The sequence below is a fragment of the Vibrio sp. 811 genome (assembly GCF_033339195.1).
The window spans coordinates 80,119-98,585 of sequence record NZ_JAWOUB010000002.1; the positions used below are offsets into that span (position 1 = coordinate 80,119).

Consider the following 18,467-nt stretch of genomic DNA (forward strand, 5'->3'; position numbering starts at 1 on the left):
TGTTCGTACGGTATAGTCACGAATTATTACAGCCTTAAGCCTTGAATATGCTACCATCCGTCATCATTTTAATGTCTAAACTTGGTGCAAGATCGCAAAGACGATCGTTTTAGTGAACAAATATGAGCCAATACTGAGCACCAATAAATCAATAGAAAGAGAAAAAACGTCATGAACATTGATTTGAACCTAATTCCTCAAACGTTCGATATGCTTCACGCTGGCCTAACCGCATCGAGCGTTTTGCTTCTTCTAGTTGCAGTGTCGCGCAAATCAAAAGTGGTCGAGAAAGTGGTAGAAAAACCAGTCGAGAAAATCGTCGAGGTTGAGAAACCAGTTGAGAAGATCGTTGAAGTAGAAAAAGTAGTGGAAGTAGAGAAAGTCGTTGAAAAAGTGGTGGAAGTTGAATCAAAACTTGCAACCGCGTCAACGGACTCTGCAATGCAGCTGCTTTCTATCATGCAACAAGAAGCTCGCCTGATTGACTTCCTAAAAGAAGACCTAACGTCATTCTCTGATGAAGAAGTAGGCGCAGCTGCTCGCGTAATCCACACTGGCGGTCAGAAAGTACTGAACGACTACGTGACGCTAGCGCACGTTCGTAACGAAGACGAAGAAACTCGCATTACGGTTGAAGAAGGCTTCAACCCACAAGAAATCCGCCTAACTGGCAACGTAACAGGCAGCGCGCCATTCAACGGCACGCTAGTTCACAAAGGTTGGAAAGCAACATCAATGACGTTGCCTAAACTTGCTGAGAACTACGATGCATCTGTGATCGCTCCAGCTGAGGTTGAGCTGTAATGGAACACATGAACCAAGAAAACCATTCTCAAGAAGCGTCTGTTGAAACTCAACAGACGCCTAAATTCAGTGTTGGTATCGACTTAGGTACAACACACTGTGTTATGTCTTTTGTTGATACACACAACGAAGACGCTCGCGTTGAAGTGATGCCAATCCCGCAGTTGACTGCGCCGGGTACGGTAGAGACTCGTAGCCAATTAGGCTCTTTCCTATACCAACCACACGAACACGAAATGAACCCGCAATCACGCGTTCTTCCGTGGTCGAGCGAGCCAAAAGCTCTGGTTGGTGCGATTGCACGTAACCTAGGTTCGAAAACGCCAATTCGTCTTGTTGCAAGTGCGAAATCTTGGCTTTGCCACGCTGGTGTAAACCGTCGTGATGCTTTCCTGCCAGCAGGTAGCCCAGAAGAAGTGGAAAAAGTCTCCCCTCTTCGTGCGACAGAGCTTTACCTAGAGCATCTAAAAGACGCTTGGAATCACGCGAACCCAAATCACAACCTTGCCGATCAAGACGTGACTATTACGGTTCCTGCTTCTTTTGATCCTGCTGCTCGCGATCTAACTGCAGAAGCAGCACGTAACGTTGGCTTTGTGCACCTAACGCTTCTAGAAGAGCCACAAGCTGCGCTTTACAACTGGATCGATAACAGCAACGACAAATGGCGCGACGAAGTTGAAGTTGGCGACATCGTGCTTGTGGTCGATATCGGTGGTGGTACAACCGACCTTTCTTTGGTTGAAGTAACTGAAGACGACGGCAACCTAACTCTGAACCGCATCGCGGTAGGTGAACACATCCTACTTGGCGGTGACAACATGGATCTTGCACTTGCGTACCGCTTGAAAATGAAGCTAGCGCAAGAAGGCAAAGAGCTACAGCCATGGCAAGTTCAGGCAATGACACACGCATGTCGTGACGCGAAAGAAGCGTTATTGAACGACAGAGAACTTCAGTCAGTGCCAATCGTAGTACCAAGCCGTGGTTCTAAACTGCTTGGCGCAACGCTGAAAACAGAACTGACTCAAGAAGAAGTACAACAAACACTGGTTGATGGCTTCTTCCCTCAAGTTGCAATTACTGACCACCCTGTTCAACGTAACCGTGGTGCACTAACGCAAATGGGTCTGCCTTACGCACAAGATGCAGGCATTACTCGTCACATTGCAGCGTTCTTGTCTAAGCAAGCTAATGCCCTTTCTGCTTCAGGAAATGGCGCAGAAGCAGCAGCTCAAGATTTCAATCCATTCGCTAACATGCCTGGTATGCCAGGTGCGGATGCAGCCCAATCAGCTGAGTTCATCAAGCCAACCGCAATCCTATTCAACGGTGGCGTTCTGAAATCGAAACTTCTAGCAACTCGTCTAGAAGACACGATCAACGAATGGCTAATTGAAGCAGATGCAGAAATGGCGAAACGCCTAACAGGTGTGGATCTAGACCTTGCGGTTGCTAGCGGTGCGGCTTACTACGGCTCTGTACGTCGTGGTCAAGGCGTTCGTATCCGTGGTGGTATTGCTTCGGCGTACTACGTGGGTATCGAAAGTGCGATGCCAGCGATTCCGGGCATGGCGCCTCCAATGGAAGCACTTTGTGTTGCACCATTTGGTATGGAAGAAGGCTCAAGCGTTGACGTACCAAGCCAAGAGTTTGGTTTGATCATCGGTCAGCCAGTTAACTTCCAATTCTTCGGCTCAACGGTTCGTCGTGATGACCTAGCAGGTACTCACCTAGACTACTGGGCACCAGAAGAGCTTGAAGAGCTTCCAGAAATCCAAGTAACTCTGCCTGTATCTGAAGGTCGCCGTGAAGGTGAAGTGGTTCCTGTAACCCTAGCCTCTCGCGTCACAGAGCTTGGTACGCTTTACTTAGAAGCCATTGCCGCTGATAACGGTCAAAAATGGCATGTTGAGTTCGATGTGCGCGAAGACGCGAAAAGCAACTCAAACGAAGAAGAATAAATAGAAATCAAACGGCATCCAATCGGGTGCCGTTTTTAAATACACGAAGGTTTGTATGGCATCTCCTCGTTTTCTTGTTGGTATTGACCTTGGCACCACAAACACTGTGGTGGCGTATTGTGAAATTACCGACAACCTTGAACAATCCGAAGTATCCCTATTCGACATCGACCAATTGATTGGGCCGGGTGAAGTGGTTCGTAAACCATTGCTGCCCTCTTTCCGCTATCACCCAGCGGTTGGTCAAATCTCCCCTTCTGACCTAACACTTCCTTGGGAAAACGAACCTGTATCTGGCGACATTAGTAATGTGATCGTGGGTGAATGGGCTCGTGAATTAGGCGCTAAGGTGGAAGGACGTCAAGTATCCAGTGCTAAAAGCTGGCTATCGCACCAAGCAGTGGATCGTAGTTCAGACATTCTTCCTTGGGCGGGCGCGCAAGACGTAGATAAAGTCTCACCCGTTATTGCCAGCGCAAGCTACCTCAACCACATTCGTCAAGCATGGAACTACCGTCACCCTAGCAATAAGATAGAAGACCAAGATGTGGTTGTGACCGTTCCAGCGTCGTTCGATGAAACCGCTCGTAAACTCACGCTTGAAGCTGCACAGCTGGCTGGTTTAAAGAAAATCGTCCTGCTCGAAGAGCCACAAGCCGTATGTTACGACTGGTACGCACGCCACCAGCAAACCGCAGCTGATGAACTCAAAGAGTTGCCGCTGATTCTGGTGTGTGATGTGGGCGGTGGTACTACCGACTTGAGCTTGATTGAAGCAAGTTTCTCTTCTCAAGATGAACTAGCCCTTGATCGTATTGGTGTTGGCGAGCACTTGATGCTTGGTGGTGATAACCTCGACTTAGCATTAGCGCACCTTGCGGAGAGCCGCTTCAACCAAAGTAAGAAGCTCACTGCAGCAAGCCTGACTAAGTTGATTCAGCAAACTCGCAAGGCGAAAGAGAACCTGCTTTCAGCGAGTGCACCTGAAGAAGTAAAAATCACCATGCTGGGCAGCGGCTCAAAACTTCTTGGCGGAACAAAGAGTATTGGGCTGAGCAAACAAGAAGTGCACCAAATCGCTTTAGATGGCTTCTTCCCGCTTTCTGATTTCAGTGAAGTACCAGACAAGCGCCGCAGCGCCGTTGTCGAGTTTGGTCTTCCATACGTTGCTGACCCAGCAGTGAGCAAACACGTTGCCGAGTTCTTAACTCAGCATCAGCAAGTTGCTCGCGCCGCTCTCGGCATTGAAGACGACAAACAAAATGCAATTCCGGTAGGCTTGCTACTTAACGGTGGTGTGTTCAACAGTGAGCTTGTGACTGAGCGCGTCACTACCCTACTTTCCGATTGGCGCGGCGCACCAGTTACGGTATTAGATAACCCTCATCCAGATTGGTCTGTTGCGCTGGGTGCCGTTGCCTTTGGTAAAGCACGTCGTGGTGCACAGCTTAAAATTGGTGGTGGTGCAGCGCGTTCTTACTTCTTGCATCTTCAAGAAAAGAACAAGATGGGCAAAGCGCTCTGTTTGCTTGCAAAAGGTACAGAAGAAGGTCATGAGATCCGCTTAAGTGGTCGTCGTTTCTCGCTTACCCTAGGTGAACCCGTTCGCTTTAACCTGCTGACGTCTACCCACGACACCTTAACCAATAACACCGCTATTCAAAACGGTGTGATGGTGGACGTTGATCCTGACTTATTTGCCCCTCTTCCGCCTTATATCACCACCCTTGAAGGTGAAGGCGCTGAACTGCAAGCCAACCAGAAAGAGCGTGTAGAAGTACAACTGGCGTGTCAGTTGACCGAAGTCGGCACACTTAAGATGGAATGTGTCAGCGCAGAAGATGACAGCAAACGTTGGGAGCTTGAGTTCGAAGTTCGTAACAAGCAAACCGACGACAGCGAGCAAGTTAAGCTTCACCCTAAACTGAACGAATGTAAGGAGCTGATCGCTCGTCTTTACAGCGGTAACAAGAAAAGCGCAGAAGGCAAAGAGATCAAAACCTTAGCCAAAGACCTTGAGAAGAAGCTCGGCAAACGTGACGAATGGGACTTCACCACACTCCGTCAACTTTTCGATACTTTTGCACAAGGTCGTAAGCGTCGCCGTCGTTCTGAACAGCACGAGAAAAACTGGCTTCGTTTGGCTGGCTTTGCACTGCGTCCGGGCTTTGGCGATCCAACAGACTCTTGGCGTATTGAGCAAGTTTGGGGACTGTATCAACAAAATATTCAGTTCAAAAACCATCAAGGCTGGACAGACTGGTGGGTATTCTGGCGACGTATCGCGGGCGGTCTAAGCCAAGAACAACAAGAAACCATTTTGGCAGACATCGCGAAATACCTACACCCTGGCGCGATGAAAAACCCACAGTCAGCTAAAGCGGCACAAGACATGGGTTATGAATCCATGGTTCGATTGGCGGCGTCGCTTGAACACCTAGAAGTCGAAGACAAAGTTCTATTGGCAACGTGGTTCTTGAGCAAAGCCATCAACCAAAACCAGTTTGAACAAGCGCACTGGTGGGCATTGGGACGCTTGGCATCGCGAACGCCACTTTATGGCAGCCAGCACAACGTCATTCCTCGTGAACAAGCGGAACAGTGGCTACCTAAATTACTGGAACAAAACTGGCAGAAAGAGCCAATGATCGCGTTCGCAGCCGTAATGATTTGTCGTAAGACGGGCGACCGCCTATTCGATATCTCTGACGACTACCGTGAGCAAGTGCTGGCTAAGTTGAAGCAAAGCAAGGTGCCTGAATCTTGGATATCACTGGTTGAAGAAGTCAAAGAGTTATCTGAGAGCGAATCGAAGCGTATCTTCGGTGATGCACTCCCAAGCGGTCTGACGCTGGTAAATAACTAGGCTCTCACGCTTATAAACGCAACTAAGCCCTTCTCGTGAAGGGCTTTGTTTTATCTGATTCTACTTGCTGACCAAAGACGACTCGTTAGTTCATTTCCGTATTGATCACCACGTCACGCGTTTCATTATCCATATCACTGATGCCAACAACTGAGATTTCACGGTCAGATAAATTCTCAATCATGCTGTCTTCTAACCCACCGTCCGTCATCCACGCATAGAATTTTTCCGCAATACGATCCGAACCTTCCCCGACAAACGTTAATGTGACCTTCTTCATTTGTGACACTCCATCAATTTACGATTCAGCCACTTAAGCGTAGTATGTTTCGCAAATATCGACATAAACTAGGACTAACTTCTTTTATGAGTATCGAAAAATTTGACGCGATTTATCAGCGCGCTGCCGAGCGTAAAGGTGGTGAAGATCAACTTGAAGCGCTTTTGTCTCATCCACTAAGCAAAGAGGAACTGGCTGCGATTCCCGATGACCGTTGGCTGGCCGCTTTTTCGATGAAGGTATTCCAAAGTGGGATTTCATGGAGCGTGGTTCGCAACAAATGGCCGAACTTCGAAGAAGTGTTCTTCGGATTTAAAATTGAGCCGTTGCTGATGCTGTCAGACGAGCAATGGGAAACCAAAGCAACCGACAAACGCATCATTCGCCACCTCACTAAAGTCATGTCGATTCCTGCTAATGCTCGTATGATCCACGAAGCAAAAATCGAATACGGCTCGTTTGGCAAAATGGTTGCCGATTGGCCGCAAGAGAAAATCACCGACCTATGGGCGTATTTGAAGAAACGCGGCAATCGCCTAGGCGGAAATACTGGCCCTTACACACTGCGTCAAATGGGCGTTGATACCTTCATCTTGTCTAGCGACGTTGAAGCTTACCTACGTAATTGCAAGATCATTGAAGGTGGCAAAGATACGAAAAAATCGCTCGATGCAACCAACAAAGCGTTTGTTCAATGGCAGCAAGAAAGTGGTAGAAGCCTGTCTGAGATCAGCCAAATCATTGCGTTCAGTACCGGCGATAATCGCATTTAATCCAGACTGAACCCAAAATACAAACGGCGCACTGATCATTGGATTTAGTGCGCCGTTTTTATGTTCATTGGTTCAAGTACACACTTACTTTGAAGCCAGTGATTCCCACTCAGTCAGTAGCTGCATAATACGATGAGAATCGTCCCATGTTGCACAAGGGTTTTCTAACGAGGTACGCCCCTCTTCAACCGCTTGGCGAATATTGCGCACTTGATAGAAGAAAGCGTCCCCAGTTGCCGGTACAGACACTTCCCGCTTCGACGTCTCGTAAATTTCCACACTAAACTGGTTATCTTGCGTTGGTAGCCATGGGTTTGAATCTAAGGTAATACAGCCTTTGCTACCCAGAATGGTGAACTGGTGTTTCAATCCATGATCTTCGGCAGTATGTACGCTCACCGTTTGTTGCTCACCAAATTGCATCATCAAGCTCGACTCGCAGATATTCCCATCATTACCTCGTCGGCCAATCGCTTTCATTGAACGGTTCTCAAAGGTTTGTTCACCCAACATGGTTTTAACCACCAAATGCACTAATGACATTGGATAGCAACCTAAGTTATACAAAGCACCTTTGCTGTCTGGATTAACAAACTGCGCAATCGACGCAATATAAGACGTATGGATGGAGCGAAGTTCACCAATCTCTCCCGATTTAAGCACCGAAACCAACTCACTGATCAATGGGTGATGCAAGTACATTAAGCCTTCAGCAAAGAATACCTTGTGCGCTTCTACGGCTTGAAGTGCCAGCTCGGTTTTTTCCATATCTACCGAAAGTGACTTTTCACACAGGATCGCTTTGCCCTGCTCAGCCGCTTTGACGATAAAGTCATGATGAAGGTGATTTGGCAATGCGATATAAATAATGTCGACTTGCTCATCAGCAATCAACGCATCGTAATCGTTGAACGTATTCTCGATGCCATATTGCTCAGCGAATGCCTGTAAGTTCTGCTCCGAACGCCCAGCAACCGCGTACAGTTCACTCTTGTCATCGCCTTGGATTGCCTCAGCCATGACTCCTGAGATAAAGCTTGTGCCTAAAATGCCCCATTTCATGTTCACGTCTCCTATTGAGCTTGGGTTTCGAATGCTTGAACTAACTCTGCCATTTCAGCCGCAATAAACGCTTGTGTATGCGGCATAGCAAAATGCGCTTCAATCGCGGCGCGGTTTTCATATCGCTCCCAAAGAATCACACGTTGTGGAGCTTTAGAATCGTAGGTCGCATTCGCTTGCAAGCACCCCGCTTCGCTTTGCATATCAAGGCAAAATTGTTCAATGGCTTCAACCACTTGTTGTCTTGGCTTATCGGCATTCATTTTCAGTTCGGCGGTAACAAAAATCGTCTCATTCATGATGGATCTCTTTCTCCATTCTTAATCATACGCCCACTGTAATTAACCTCGTTTGATTGATAAACTCTGCTTTAGTTATTTCTTTATCAACTCTGGGTGTGCAATGGATAAATTAACAAGCATGAAAGTTTTCGCTTACGTGGTCGAACACGGCAGCTTTCGTAATGCTGCACACCACTTTGATATTTCACCGACTATGGTTGGCAAGCACGTGAGCTTTCTTGAGCAAAGCTTAGGTACACAGCTGATTCATCGCACCACGCGTAAACAGTCCCTGACCGAAGCTGGCAGACTCTACTACCAAGAGTGCCACCGCATTATTGAAGACATCACCAACGCAGAGAACCTGATCCAGACGCTGATCAACCGTCCAACCGGAACTGTAAAAGTTAACTGCCCTGTCACGTATGGCAAAAAGGTCATTGCTCCTATCGTGGCTGACTTCTTAGCTGAATTTCCCGATTTGAACGTTGAGCTGATGTTGGACAACAATTTGATTGACCCATATCGAAGCGAAGCTGACGTGATTATTCGAATCGGTGAGTTGGTCGATTCGTCGTTAGTCGCGAGAAAATTGGGTGAATACCACATGACTTACTGCGCCTCACCCTCTTACCTTGAACAACATGCCCCTATCCAATCGCTTGATGACCTTGAACATCATCATTGTTTGGGGTTTCAGTATCACCAAGGAGAAAGCCAACAAGTGGTGAACATGCCATCTAATACCTTTGGAAACAGTAACACCCGATTAACGTCTAACAATGGTGATGTGCTTAAGTTTGCTGCGTTAAAAGGCTCTGGTGTTCTTCTGCAACCAAAGATCTTAGTTGAGCAGGAAATCCAATCTGGTGCCTTGGTAGAAATTCTCCAGCAACATGCTCCCAAGCCAAAACCGATCCACCTGCTTTACCGTTCAAAACAGCTTTCCCTTAAAAACCGCACCTTGGTTGATTTTGTTCTTTCGCATGTGAATCCGTAACGCCACCTCATAAAGCGGCGACAATTTAACCACTCAATCAACTTTTGTTGTCGATACAACAAATATTATTGCTTGTTAATTGTCTTTATTTTTCATGTTGTTAGTCAGAAACACCCATAACTAGGCATAATTTATTGATTCACACCAATTGCATTGCTCTGACAAAGTGACTAGGATTGCCGCCTTTCCTGAGTGAACTATCAAAAAATATCGAGAAATTTAATCTAATTTCTCTTCCTGTTCGTGTGCAATCACAACATTTACACTCATTTCAAATTGCATAAGCACATTCCTTTGCTTATGAAAACGACATTGATTTCTCAACGCTTTTAGTCACGTATGTGGCTTTTTGGCTTGAGAGAGATTTTTATTCAAGGTAGGTCACAAGGACGCTACCCCTTGACTGCATTTACTGGAGGATAAGATGCCTAAAGGTCTAATGCTGACTGACTTAGCCATCGCTGGCTTACTATTGATTTTGGCAAAAGTCATTCGCGTTCACGCGCCATTACTACAGCGTATGTACATTCCATCGGCGGTTCTCGCAGGATTATTCGGTCTAATTTTTGGACCAGCCCTGTTAGACGTACTGCCTTGGACCGATACGTTTACCGCTAACGCAAGCCTATTAACTGCTGCACTTTTTTCTGCGTTAGGTCTGGCAACGGATGTTCCATCACCTAAAGCCGTCGCACAGCGTGCTGGCTCATTGTGGGCGTTTAACCAAATCGCTTCTGTTTCTCAGTGGTTGTTTGCGGCAATGTTTGGTCTAGTTCTCACAACCTTCTTCTGGCCAGAGATTAATCCCGGCTTTGGTGTGACAATGTCTGCGGGTTTTATGGGCGGACATGGCTCTGCATCTGTTGTTGGTGAAATCTTCACGGGGCTTGGCTGGGAAGATGGCTTCACACTTGGCTTAACGTTCGCAACCGTGGGTATTTTCATTTCAATTTCTGTCGGCATGCTCATGCTGCAATTCGCATTGAAGATGGGTTGGATTCGTAGCTTTACGACATTCGATAGCATGGATGAACACGAACGCAAGGGGCTCGTTAAGCCTGATGATCAAGAGCCGGTAATGAAAGACACCATGTCTTCCCTGTCGGTTGATTCTTTTGCGATTCACGCGGCGTTGGTTGTAGTGGTAACAGCTTTCTCGTATGTAGCGGCTAACTACTTATCCTCTTTCCACGATAAGGTACAAATCCCTACGTTCGTAACTGGCTTCCTTGGCGGCATGCTCGTGCGAATCGTCGCGAAACAAACGAAAGCTTCACGCTATCTTTGTGACGGTGCATTCAAACACGCTGCGGGCATCAGTACCGATTATTTGATTATCTTTGGTATCTCAGCCATCAAGATTACCGTCCTAGCCCAGTATTTAATGCCGATGGTAGTGCTTGCAATCGGCGGTGTAAGTTTCACACTTTGGTTAATCTTTTGGGTAGCGCCGCGAATCATGGGTGAAGATTGGTTTGAGAAAGGCATCTTCTCTTGGGGTTGGTTGACCGGTACGGTAGCTATGGGCATTGCTCTACTTCGTATTGTTGATCCAAAGATGCGTAGCAAGGTACTTGATGATTACGCCATCGCTTATGTCCCAGGCTCAATCACTGACATCTTCATCATCTCTTTGATGCCAATCGCGATGTATAACGGCATGCACTGGCAAGCGCTTGGTGTAGGATTAGGTTACATCGCAATTGTCTTATTTATTTGGCGATTCATTTTTAAACGTAACAGCAGTGCTCTGACACACGAATCTTAGTCGCTTTACTCGGGAGGATTTTATCCTCTCGAGTTCATTCCTTGGTTTTTATCAAAATCACTCCTCATCTCGAAAATAAGCAACTTGTTTTATATTTGAGATTTGCAATCCCGATCTCTTACTATCATTCTTTTTTAATACTTGACCTGAAAGTTTCTATATCAGAATAGCCGCCTATTCGTTTCTAAAACATGGAGAAAGGCTGTGCGTCGCTCTCAAGGATTTACTCTTATTGAACTCATTGTGTGCATCATCATTCTTGGTATTGTAAGCGTCGTTGCATTTCCTAAATTTCTTGGCTTACAAAAAGATGCCAGAGTGGCGGTTCTATATGGAGCCAGAGAAGCACTCATGACCGCCAACAACTTTGTCTACACCAAAGCAGTGATTCAATCTCAAGAGACAGTAGATGGCGGCATACAATATAACATTGATCTAGATAATGACGGCCATAACGACCTAATTGGTTACTTTGGATTTATCAAAAATGTTATTCCAGCAAAAGAGCTAGCAGGCTTTGATCCGCAACTCACTATCAACACTTGGTATGGGGTAGATAGCCCAGACGAGCCCTACTTCCTTATTGGTTTTGCAAACAAGCCTGTTGGTCCAGAACATATGTGTTATGTCGAAGTTTACTACCCAGAAACTCCTGGTGGCCAAGTGAAATACAAAATACAAACTGACGATTGCTAATTCCCATAGAGAGTGGCAGTAACACTTTTACTTTTGGTGTCTTCATCGTTATTGCAAGGTAATGGCTCCAAAACCATCATTAACAACTATTTCACATAATGTCGTCGCACAATGAGCTCATAGAGATAAAACCAGTAATTTGCGCCGACACATGGCTATAATTGAAACAATCTATCGTTTTTAAACCCGCCTATAACTTGTGCTTGTAAACTCATCATTTCGCTCAATAATAGTTCTATAACAAATTCAATAATTTAAAGCGGGAGGCGTAATGAGAATATTCTGGCAGCTACGTTGGTATTTCCAACAAAAGTGGAGGCACTATGTCGGATCCATTCTGCTTTTCGCTGTGATATCAGCACTACAGCTTGTTCCGCCCAAAGCAGTTGGCATCATAGTTGATGGCGTCGTAGACAACACTTTAGATACAAATACGCTGATTCTATGGCTCTCAGGGTTAACTGTACTGATCTTTACTATTTATGGGTGTCGCATCTTATGGCGAATTTGGCTTTTCGGCGCAAGCTGGGAGCTCGGGACCATTCTACGTAACCGTCTATATAGGCATTTATCGACACAGCCACCTCGTTTTTTTGAACGTTACAAGACGGGGGATCTGATGGCTCGTGGCACTAATGATGTGCGTAATATCGTTATGACTGCCGGCGAAGGGGTTTTAACCGCCGCAGACTCTTTGATCACTGGTATTGCGGTTTTAATCATTATGGTAACGCAAGTAAGCTGGAAGCTCACCGTAATGGCGCTTCTTCCAATGCCATTTCTTGCCATCATCATCTTCTTTATTGTGCGTATCCTACATCAACGCTTTCGTGTCGCTCAGGAAGCCTTTTCTACCATGTCAGACATGACACAAGAGTCACTTAATGGCGTGCGAATGCTGCGTGCTTTCGGATTAGAAAACCAAGAGCAGCAACGTTTTGAAGAGGTTGTGGATGATACTGGCGAAAAGAACATCGCTGTCGCAAGAGTCGATGCTAGATTTGACCCGGCAATTCAGTTAACCATCGGTCTTTCTTTCCTTCTTAGTGTCGCTGCTGGTGCTTACCTTGTTGATAAAGGTGAGATCACGCTTGGTGATCTGACCGCATTTACGATGTATTTAGGGTTGATGATATGGCCGATGCTGGCATTCGCATTCCTATTTAACATTTTAGAAAGAGGCTCTGCTGCATGGAACCGATTACAAGAGATCTTTGATGAAAAGCCAGCAATTATCAGTGGCAATAAGCCAATAGAAAATAAACCACTTCCGTTGAAAATTGATATCGACGATTTCCATTGGTCTAGTGATTTACCGCCCGCTTTGACGGAAGTAAACATCGAACTGGAACCCGGAAAAATGTTGGGAGTTGCAGGGCCGGTAGGAAGCGGAAAATCGACCCTGTTAACACTACTTTTGCGTCAACATGATTTAGAAAACGGCTCAATTAAATTCGGTGATGTCGAGATCAAGGATGCCCTACTTCCACAGTGGCGCAACCGTTTTGCTGTCGTTAACCAAAGTCCGTTTCTATTCTCCAAATCTATCTTCGACAATATTGCCTTAGGTAACCCTAATGCAGAGAAAGAAGAAGTCTATAGAGCAGCAAAGTTAGCCTGTATACATGACGATATTGAGAAGTTTCCTGAAGGCTACCAAACAGAAGTTGGTGAAAAAGGCATTACACTCTCCGGCGGGCAAAAACAACGTATTGCGATAGCACGCGCTATGCTGCTGAATGCCCAAGTGTTGGTTTTGGACGATGCACTTTCCGCTGTTGATGGACGGACCGAACATCAAATCCTTAAGAATTTGGAAACACACTACCGTGATCAAGCCCTAATCGTTATTGCGCACCGCCTCACCGCTTTGGAAGCAGCAGACGAGATCATTGTATTGAATCACGGACACATTACTGAACGTGGGCAACATAGCGCTTTATTAGCGCATAAAGGCTGGTACGCCGAGATGTTCGAGTATCAGAAACTAGAGCAGGCGATGGAGGAATAATGAATGAACCAGACCAGCACGTTTAAACGGTTAATGTCTTACCCATTATCTCAACCAAAGCCAATGATTAAAGGACTCGCCTTGCTGTTTATTGCTGCGTTAGCCAGCGCTGGCGGCCCTTGGTTGATTCAATATTTCATTGATGAGCACATCGCTAAAGGTGACTATTCACAAAATGTTCTGATTTCGCTAGCAGTAGGTTATATCGCTCTTCAGATCGTATCGGCAACATTCCAGTATTTTCAGTCATTGCAATTTAGCATTGTCGCGGCTAACACGATCAAAGCGATTCGTAAGCAAGTATTTTCTGGCGTGATTAAGCAGCCGTTATCTGCGTTTGATTACACTCCTGCTGGAAAATTGGTGTCGCGAATCACCAACGATACGGAATCTTTACAGCAATTTTATGAGCTTTTGATCGCGACCGTGGTGAAAAACGTGGTCATGATTGTCGTAATGCTTGGCGTTATGTTTTTCATGAGTTGGAAGCTCACACTCGTTGTGCTTGTATTGCTGCCGATCGTCATCGGCTTTATGTACTTGTTTAAGCAGCTAAGTACAGAAAGCTACCGAAAGATGCGTGACCTATTGACCGATATAAATGCGAATCTGAGTGAATCCATTCAAGGGATGAGTGTCATCCAATTAATGCAACAAGAAGAGCGTTTTAATAAACAGTTCAACGAGCTAACCGCAGAGCATCTGGTGGCATCTAAACGAGTGATTCGGCTAAACGGCTATCTGCTAAGACCATTAATGGACTTACTCGCTGGTCTTGCGTTGCTTTGCTTGGTTGCGATCTTTGGTTTTAATGGTATTGAGTTGATTGGTGTGGGGGTACTGTATGCATTTATCAGTTATCTTGCGCGAGTTACTGAACCACTAATTGAGATGACTCAGCAACTTGCTCTACTTCAGCAGGCGTTAGTATCAAGCGAACGTGTTTTTGAATTGATTGATGCGAAAGAACAAACTTACGGGGGCGATCATCAACCATTAAGGTCAGGTGCTATCGAACTTAAAGACCTCTCATTTAGCTACGATGGTAAACAGGACGTCCTAAAAGACATTTCGTTGAAGGCCAACCACCAAGACTTTATCGCGCTTGTCGGGCATACAGGAAGCGGTAAAAGCACATTAGCGTCACTGTTAATGGGCTTTTATCCAACGCAATGTGGTGAACTGCTCATAGATGGTCGTCCACTTAAAACATTAGGGAAAGACGTACTTCGCAAAGATGTGGCAATGGTTCAACAAGATCCACATATTCTCCCTGCTTCAGTCAGAGAAAACATCTCTCTCAGTCGGGCGGTTGATGACAATCAAATATGGGATGCGTTAGACAAGGTAGGTTTGGCAGAACAAATTCATCGTTACCCTAACGGGCTAGACACGCAGTTAGGTCAAGGCGAAACTAATTTATCTGCAGGTCAGAAACAGCTTTTGGCGTTAGCACGTGTGCTTGTGGTAAAACCTAAGATATTGATATTAGATGAAGCAACCGCAAATATTGACTCAGGAACAGAGGCTTTAATCCAAAAGAGCTTGGCGGTCCTCAGACAAGACATGACGCTCGTTGTTATTGCTCATCGGCTTTCAACTATCTTAGATGCAGACCAAATCATTGTTCTTCATCATGGGGAGTTAGTCGAGAAAGGCACACACAAAGCACTCTTAACGCAAAATGGTCGTTATGCTCAAATGTATCAGTTACAGCAAGCAAACCGACATCTACAACAGATTGAAGAAGACACCAAGCAACTCGAAGAAGCGGTGTGATTTTATGCCCGCGCCTTCTTTTTATTTAGTCGGCCTGGGCATAATTCGTGTAACTTCAAAATTTAACCTTGTTAGCTTCCAATTTCTTCATAATGTGAACTAATTTTCTATTTCTTACCTATTATTGACATAACCCCTCGCTATATCACGCAAGGTCGTTGTAAAATCGTACGGTACTTAAGTCTACTGCCTGTGGCATTGGGCTGAATTCCGCTTTCTAATTATGCACATTAATCTCATGACACAAGTCCATGGACAAAGATAAGTTTACTAACATCTATCGCTTGCCTGGTTCGATTCAAATTCGTATCGGTAAATGGCAAAAGACGTTCCGCGGCACCTCTGATTTAGTTTTACATCAGGCGCTAATGGAGCGTAATAAGCAATTTAAGAAGCCAGACTTTTTACCTAAAGGCTGGTGTGTCACTCCTATTGATGAAAATGACATTACAATTACGCATCACGGTAAATATATCCAAACCGTTATGCGCACAATGCTGGACAGAAAGGTCTCATACAAGCGACTGTTCCTATCTCGGATGAGTCTCGAAGATGGTGAAAAAGTGCTCCACAATTACAAGCTGGAGTGGGTAAGAAAACATAACCAGATCGCCAAAAAGTACAATCAAATTAAAAAGAAACAATATATGAACTTTGCAAGAGAAGAAGAGGAAACCCTCTACCCTTCGATTCCAAAGGGTGAGTTTGACAAAGCGTTATGGAACAAACTTGTCGTATCATCGTTTGGCCCGCAGAAAAAGTATAAAAACCCGCACTTTGTCCGTAAAGCCGATTTCTAAATAAACACCCCTAAAGTTAGGGGTGTTTATTTATACGTTAACTCACCAGTCGTAAGTTAAACTTGCAATAACATTTTGTCGGTCGCCATACCAACAAAAACCATCACATGTCGCTATGTACTTTTTATCCGCGATGTTTTTAGCTGCGACTTGTAGCTTGTAATCGCCGATTCGATAACTGACCGTCGCATCCATTAAGAAATAACTTGGTACTTTTAGTCTCTCTTCATTGTCTCCGTATGACTCACCTGTATAGCGCGCGCCTAAGCCAACAGCAAAGCCATCAAGAGGTCCATCAAAGAAACGATAATGTGCCCAAGCTGATGATACGGTATTCGCCACTTGGGAAGGTGTTTTGCCAACCCATGCCTTATTGATGTCTTCTTTTATCTCTGCATCAACGTACGCAATGTTCCCGATCAATGTTAAGGATGGTGTCACATTAGCTACAGCTTCAAACTCAACGCCGTTATTTTCTATTTTTCCTATTTGCGTTAATTCACTCAAGTAGATACGAGCCAAGTTTTCTTTTGTTGCCCGATACGTTGCAATATTGAAATAACCATCAAATGAATCCGGTTGGTATTTCATACCGATTTCAAATTGATCACCGCTTTCAGGCTTCGCTGGCTTACCATTGCTGTCTTCTTGAATAATTGGATCAAAGTACTGAGAGTAACTAAAGTATGGCGTGAAGCCAGAATCAGAAATATAAGCCGTTCCCACGCTAAACGTCCACTCTCCATTATCGACTTTCGTGCGAGCACCCGTGGTAACATTATGTACTTCATTACTTGTATCGTCGTAACGTGCGCCCAATAACATCGCCCATTTATCGTTGATCAGCATATGATCTTGAAAGTAGACGCCGAGCTGCTGATTATCGATTTTCGTTCTTTGCTTATCGGTTTCGCTCAATGGTTGTAGCGTATTCGGATCGAGTAACATTATGTTATCCGAATAAGTAGGATTAAATACATTAAACCTAGGGTCAGGCAAAGCTCCCATTGGTGTGTTTAAGAGCGCATTACCATCAGCAACGATAGGATCATTCGCAAAGTCCTTACCATCGATACTGATCATTTGAAAATCTAAACCCAACATCAAGTTATGCTCAACGCTTCCCCAATTTACTTGGTGCATCAAACGATTATCAATATTAAAAGCATCGGATGATCCATCTTCTGTTGAAGCGCCCCGAAGTATGGTCTTGCGTTCATTTGATGGATCTAAAATCGGCCCCAACCCAGGTACATCAGCCGAGTAAACGTACGAATACATTTGTCTCAACTTAACATCCATTTCACTGTAACGAGCAGCTTGAACAAACGAAGTGGTATCATTAAACGCATGAGAAAACTCATAGCCTAAAGACACCTGCTCACGCTCAAACGTCTCCCAGTTGGGATTGCCTATCGCTAAACTATCACTGATCTTTCCATTTTTGTTTGGCGTTAACGTTCCTTCAACTGGCAAAAATTGCAGATAAGGATCTGAGTCGTCTTTTTGATAGCTCGTTAGAAAGGTAATTTCAGACATCTCATTAAATTTGTACGTCATCGATGGAGAGAGAAGAATGCGCTCTGCTTCTACCCCACTAATTCTCGTCCCATTTTTTCTCGCTAACCCTTGAAAGCGGAAAGCTAGCTGCTTACTCACCTCAGAGTTTACGTCAAGAGAAAGTTGTTTACGGTCTTCAGAACCGTACTCCAAAGATACAAGTCCTGACCCCCCATCAAATTGAGGTCGCTTACTGACAACATTGATGACCCCACCAGGAGGGTTTTGCCCATAAAGAACAGACGCTGCACCACGTAAAACTTCAACCCTCTCTAACGCAAACGGATCTATTTGCCAACTATAGAAGCCAGAAGAATATAAACGGGTACCATCTTGATACAACCCACTGTTCGCCTGTTTAAAACCACGAATAATAAACCAATCTTGCTTGTTATCTTCGCCGAAATAATTAGTTTGAATGCTTGGTGTGTACTGTAGTGCGTCAGAAATGCTAATAGAGGCACGATCATCCATTTGCTCTCGCGTAACAACAGACACCGCTCTTGGAGTCTCATTGATAGCAATATCAGTTTTCGTCGCTGCCCGACTCTTCGCTCCGAGATAACTAAAATCTGGACCAACTGCACTGTCTTGCTGCTGTCCAATCACAACTATATTTTCATCTTCCTGAGCCAAGACATTTGGCGTTGATACAGCTAATACAACCGCCATCGACGTTGGTGTCAGCATAAACTGCCGAGTCATATTCTCTCCTTTTTGTCGGCAGCCAAACCAACCCTTCATGACTTCAGCGACCGCTGAAAGAAAAGCGAGTTACGGCATCGCCAGTTGTTTCCGTAAAAGACAAACCAGAGGTTTTGCA

At 45.2% G+C, this 18,467-nt stretch carries 14 protein-coding genes; 10 read left to right on the top strand and 4 right to left on the bottom strand.

The window, feature by feature from the left end; translation table 11 throughout:
- Positions 1–171 precede the first annotated feature (171 nt).
- From R7Q46_RS04175 to R7Q46_RS04185, 3 genes are read left to right on the top strand one after another with little or no spacing between them, the layout of a single operon-like run.
- On the top strand, positions 172–804 hold the full coding sequence (locus R7Q46_RS04175; RefSeq protein ID WP_005389474.1) for a DUF2760 domain-containing protein: 633 nt from the start codon (positions 172–174) through the stop codon (positions 802–804).
- The gene (locus R7Q46_RS04180; protein WP_258657657.1) at positions 804–2,768 is read left to right on the top strand and encodes an Hsp70 family protein; all 1,965 of its coding nucleotides are present in this window, start codon (positions 804–806) and stop codon (positions 2,766–2,768) included. Before R7Q46_RS04175 ends, R7Q46_RS04180 begins: the two co-directional genes overlap by 1 nt.
- A 55-nt stretch (positions 2,769–2,823) precedes the next feature.
- A complete protein-coding gene (locus R7Q46_RS04185; protein ID WP_256895781.1) occupies positions 2,824–5,634 on the top strand; it encodes an Hsp70 family protein in 2,811 nt (936 codons plus the stop codon).
- Between the two features lie 85 nt (positions 5,635–5,719).
- Here the strand turns inward: R7Q46_RS04185 and R7Q46_RS04190 are convergent, their stop codons facing one another.
- Positions 5,720–5,914, bottom strand: coding sequence for a hypothetical protein (locus R7Q46_RS04190; RefSeq protein WP_005377692.1), 195 nt, complete (start codon positions 5,912–5,914; stop codon positions 5,720–5,722).
- 86 nt (positions 5,915–6,000) lie between these two features.
- On the opposite strand from R7Q46_RS04190, the gene R7Q46_RS04195 reads away from it, so the two are divergent.
- Positions 6,001–6,687 carry a DNA-3-methyladenine glycosylase I gene (locus tag R7Q46_RS04195; RefSeq protein ID WP_005377694.1) on the top strand — a complete coding sequence of 229 codons (687 nt, stop codon included), beginning with the start codon at positions 6,001–6,003 and terminating at the stop codon, positions 6,685–6,687.
- 84 nt (positions 6,688–6,771) lie between these two features.
- Here the strand turns inward: R7Q46_RS04195 and R7Q46_RS04200 are convergent, their stop codons facing one another.
- Positions 6,772–7,749: a Gfo/Idh/MocA family protein gene (locus R7Q46_RS04200; protein ID WP_262647597.1), complete on the bottom strand. Its 978-nt coding sequence runs from the start codon at positions 7,747–7,749 to the stop codon at positions 6,772–6,774.
- 11 nt (positions 7,750–7,760) lie between these two features.
- On the bottom strand, positions 7,761–8,048 hold the full coding sequence (locus R7Q46_RS04205) for a putative quinol monooxygenase (RefSeq protein WP_169697506.1): 288 nt from the start codon (positions 8,046–8,048) through the stop codon (positions 7,761–7,763).
- Positions 8,049–8,151: 103 nt separating this feature from the next.
- On the opposite strand from R7Q46_RS04205, the gene R7Q46_RS04210 reads away from it, so the two are divergent.
- From R7Q46_RS04210 to R7Q46_RS04235, 6 genes are all read left to right on the top strand, one after another.
- Positions 8,152–9,030 (top strand): LysR family transcriptional regulator, encoded by an 879-nt coding sequence (locus tag R7Q46_RS04210; protein ID WP_005389067.1) that lies wholly within the window; start codon positions 8,152–8,154, stop codon positions 9,028–9,030.
- Positions 9,031–9,454: 424 nt separating this feature from the next.
- A complete protein-coding gene (locus R7Q46_RS04215; RefSeq protein WP_262647596.1) occupies positions 9,455–10,798 on the top strand; it encodes a sodium/glutamate symporter in 1,344 nt (447 codons plus the stop codon).
- Positions 10,799–11,002: 204 nt separating this feature from the next.
- Positions 11,003–11,494 carry a type II secretion system protein gene (locus R7Q46_RS04220; protein ID WP_005377704.1) on the top strand — a complete coding sequence of 164 codons (492 nt, stop codon included), beginning with the start codon at positions 11,003–11,005 and terminating at the stop codon, positions 11,492–11,494.
- Between the two features lie 271 nt (positions 11,495–11,765).
- A complete protein-coding gene (locus R7Q46_RS04225) occupies positions 11,766–13,505 on the top strand; it encodes an ABC transporter transmembrane domain-containing protein (RefSeq protein ID WP_053350572.1) in 1,740 nt (579 codons plus the stop codon).
- Between the two features lie 3 nt (positions 13,506–13,508).
- Entirely contained in the window at positions 13,509–15,284 is a 1,776-nt protein-coding gene (locus tag R7Q46_RS04230) for an ABC transporter transmembrane domain-containing protein (protein ID WP_262680478.1), read from the top strand.
- A gap of 251 nt (positions 15,285–15,535) precedes the next feature.
- On the top strand, positions 15,536–16,084 hold the full coding sequence (locus tag R7Q46_RS04235; protein WP_262596311.1) for a hypothetical protein: 549 nt from the start codon (positions 15,536–15,538) through the stop codon (positions 16,082–16,084).
- Positions 16,085–16,126: 42 nt separating this feature from the next.
- On the opposite strand, the gene R7Q46_RS04240 is transcribed toward R7Q46_RS04235, so the two are convergent.
- Complete coding sequence (locus R7Q46_RS04240; RefSeq protein ID WP_318077322.1) at positions 16,127–18,349, bottom strand: TonB-dependent siderophore receptor; 2,223 nt, start codon at positions 18,347–18,349, stop codon at positions 16,127–16,129.
- Positions 18,350–18,467: the final 118 nt, after the last annotated feature.

Bases quoted from the DNA above. Each gene is read 5' to 3' on its own strand.
- R7Q46_RS04175 (WP_005389474.1), top strand. From the start codon at position 172: ATGAACATTGATTTGAACCTAATTCCTCAAACGTTCGATATGCTTCAC.
- R7Q46_RS04180 (WP_258657657.1), top strand. From the start codon at position 804: ATGGAACACATGAACCAAGAAAACCATTCTCAAGAAGCGTCTGTTGAA.
- R7Q46_RS04185 (WP_256895781.1), top strand. From the start codon at position 2,824: ATGGCATCTCCTCGTTTTCTTGTTGGTATTGACCTTGGCACCACAAAC.
- R7Q46_RS04190 (WP_005377692.1), bottom strand. From the start codon at position 5,914: ATGAAGAAGGTCACATTAACGTTTGTCGGGGAAGGTTCGGATCGTATT.
- R7Q46_RS04195 (WP_005377694.1), top strand. From the start codon at position 6,001: ATGAGTATCGAAAAATTTGACGCGATTTATCAGCGCGCTGCCGAGCGT.
- R7Q46_RS04200 (WP_262647597.1), bottom strand. From the start codon at position 7,749: ATGAAATGGGGCATTTTAGGCACAAGCTTTATCTCAGGAGTCATGGCT.
- R7Q46_RS04205 (WP_169697506.1), bottom strand. From the start codon at position 8,048: ATGAATGAGACGATTTTTGTTACCGCCGAACTGAAAATGAATGCCGAT.
- R7Q46_RS04210 (WP_005389067.1), top strand. From the start codon at position 8,152: ATGGATAAATTAACAAGCATGAAAGTTTTCGCTTACGTGGTCGAACAC.
- R7Q46_RS04215 (WP_262647596.1), top strand. From the start codon at position 9,455: ATGCCTAAAGGTCTAATGCTGACTGACTTAGCCATCGCTGGCTTACTA.
- R7Q46_RS04225 (WP_053350572.1), top strand. From the start codon at position 11,766: ATGAGAATATTCTGGCAGCTACGTTGGTATTTCCAACAAAAGTGGAGG.
- R7Q46_RS04230 (WP_262680478.1), top strand. From the start codon at position 13,509: ATGAACCAGACCAGCACGTTTAAACGGTTAATGTCTTACCCATTATCT.
- R7Q46_RS04235 (WP_262596311.1), top strand. From the start codon at position 15,536: ATGGACAAAGATAAGTTTACTAACATCTATCGCTTGCCTGGTTCGATT.
- R7Q46_RS04240 (WP_318077322.1), bottom strand. From the start codon at position 18,349: ATGACTCGGCAGTTTATGCTGACACCAACGTCGATGGCGGTTGTATTA.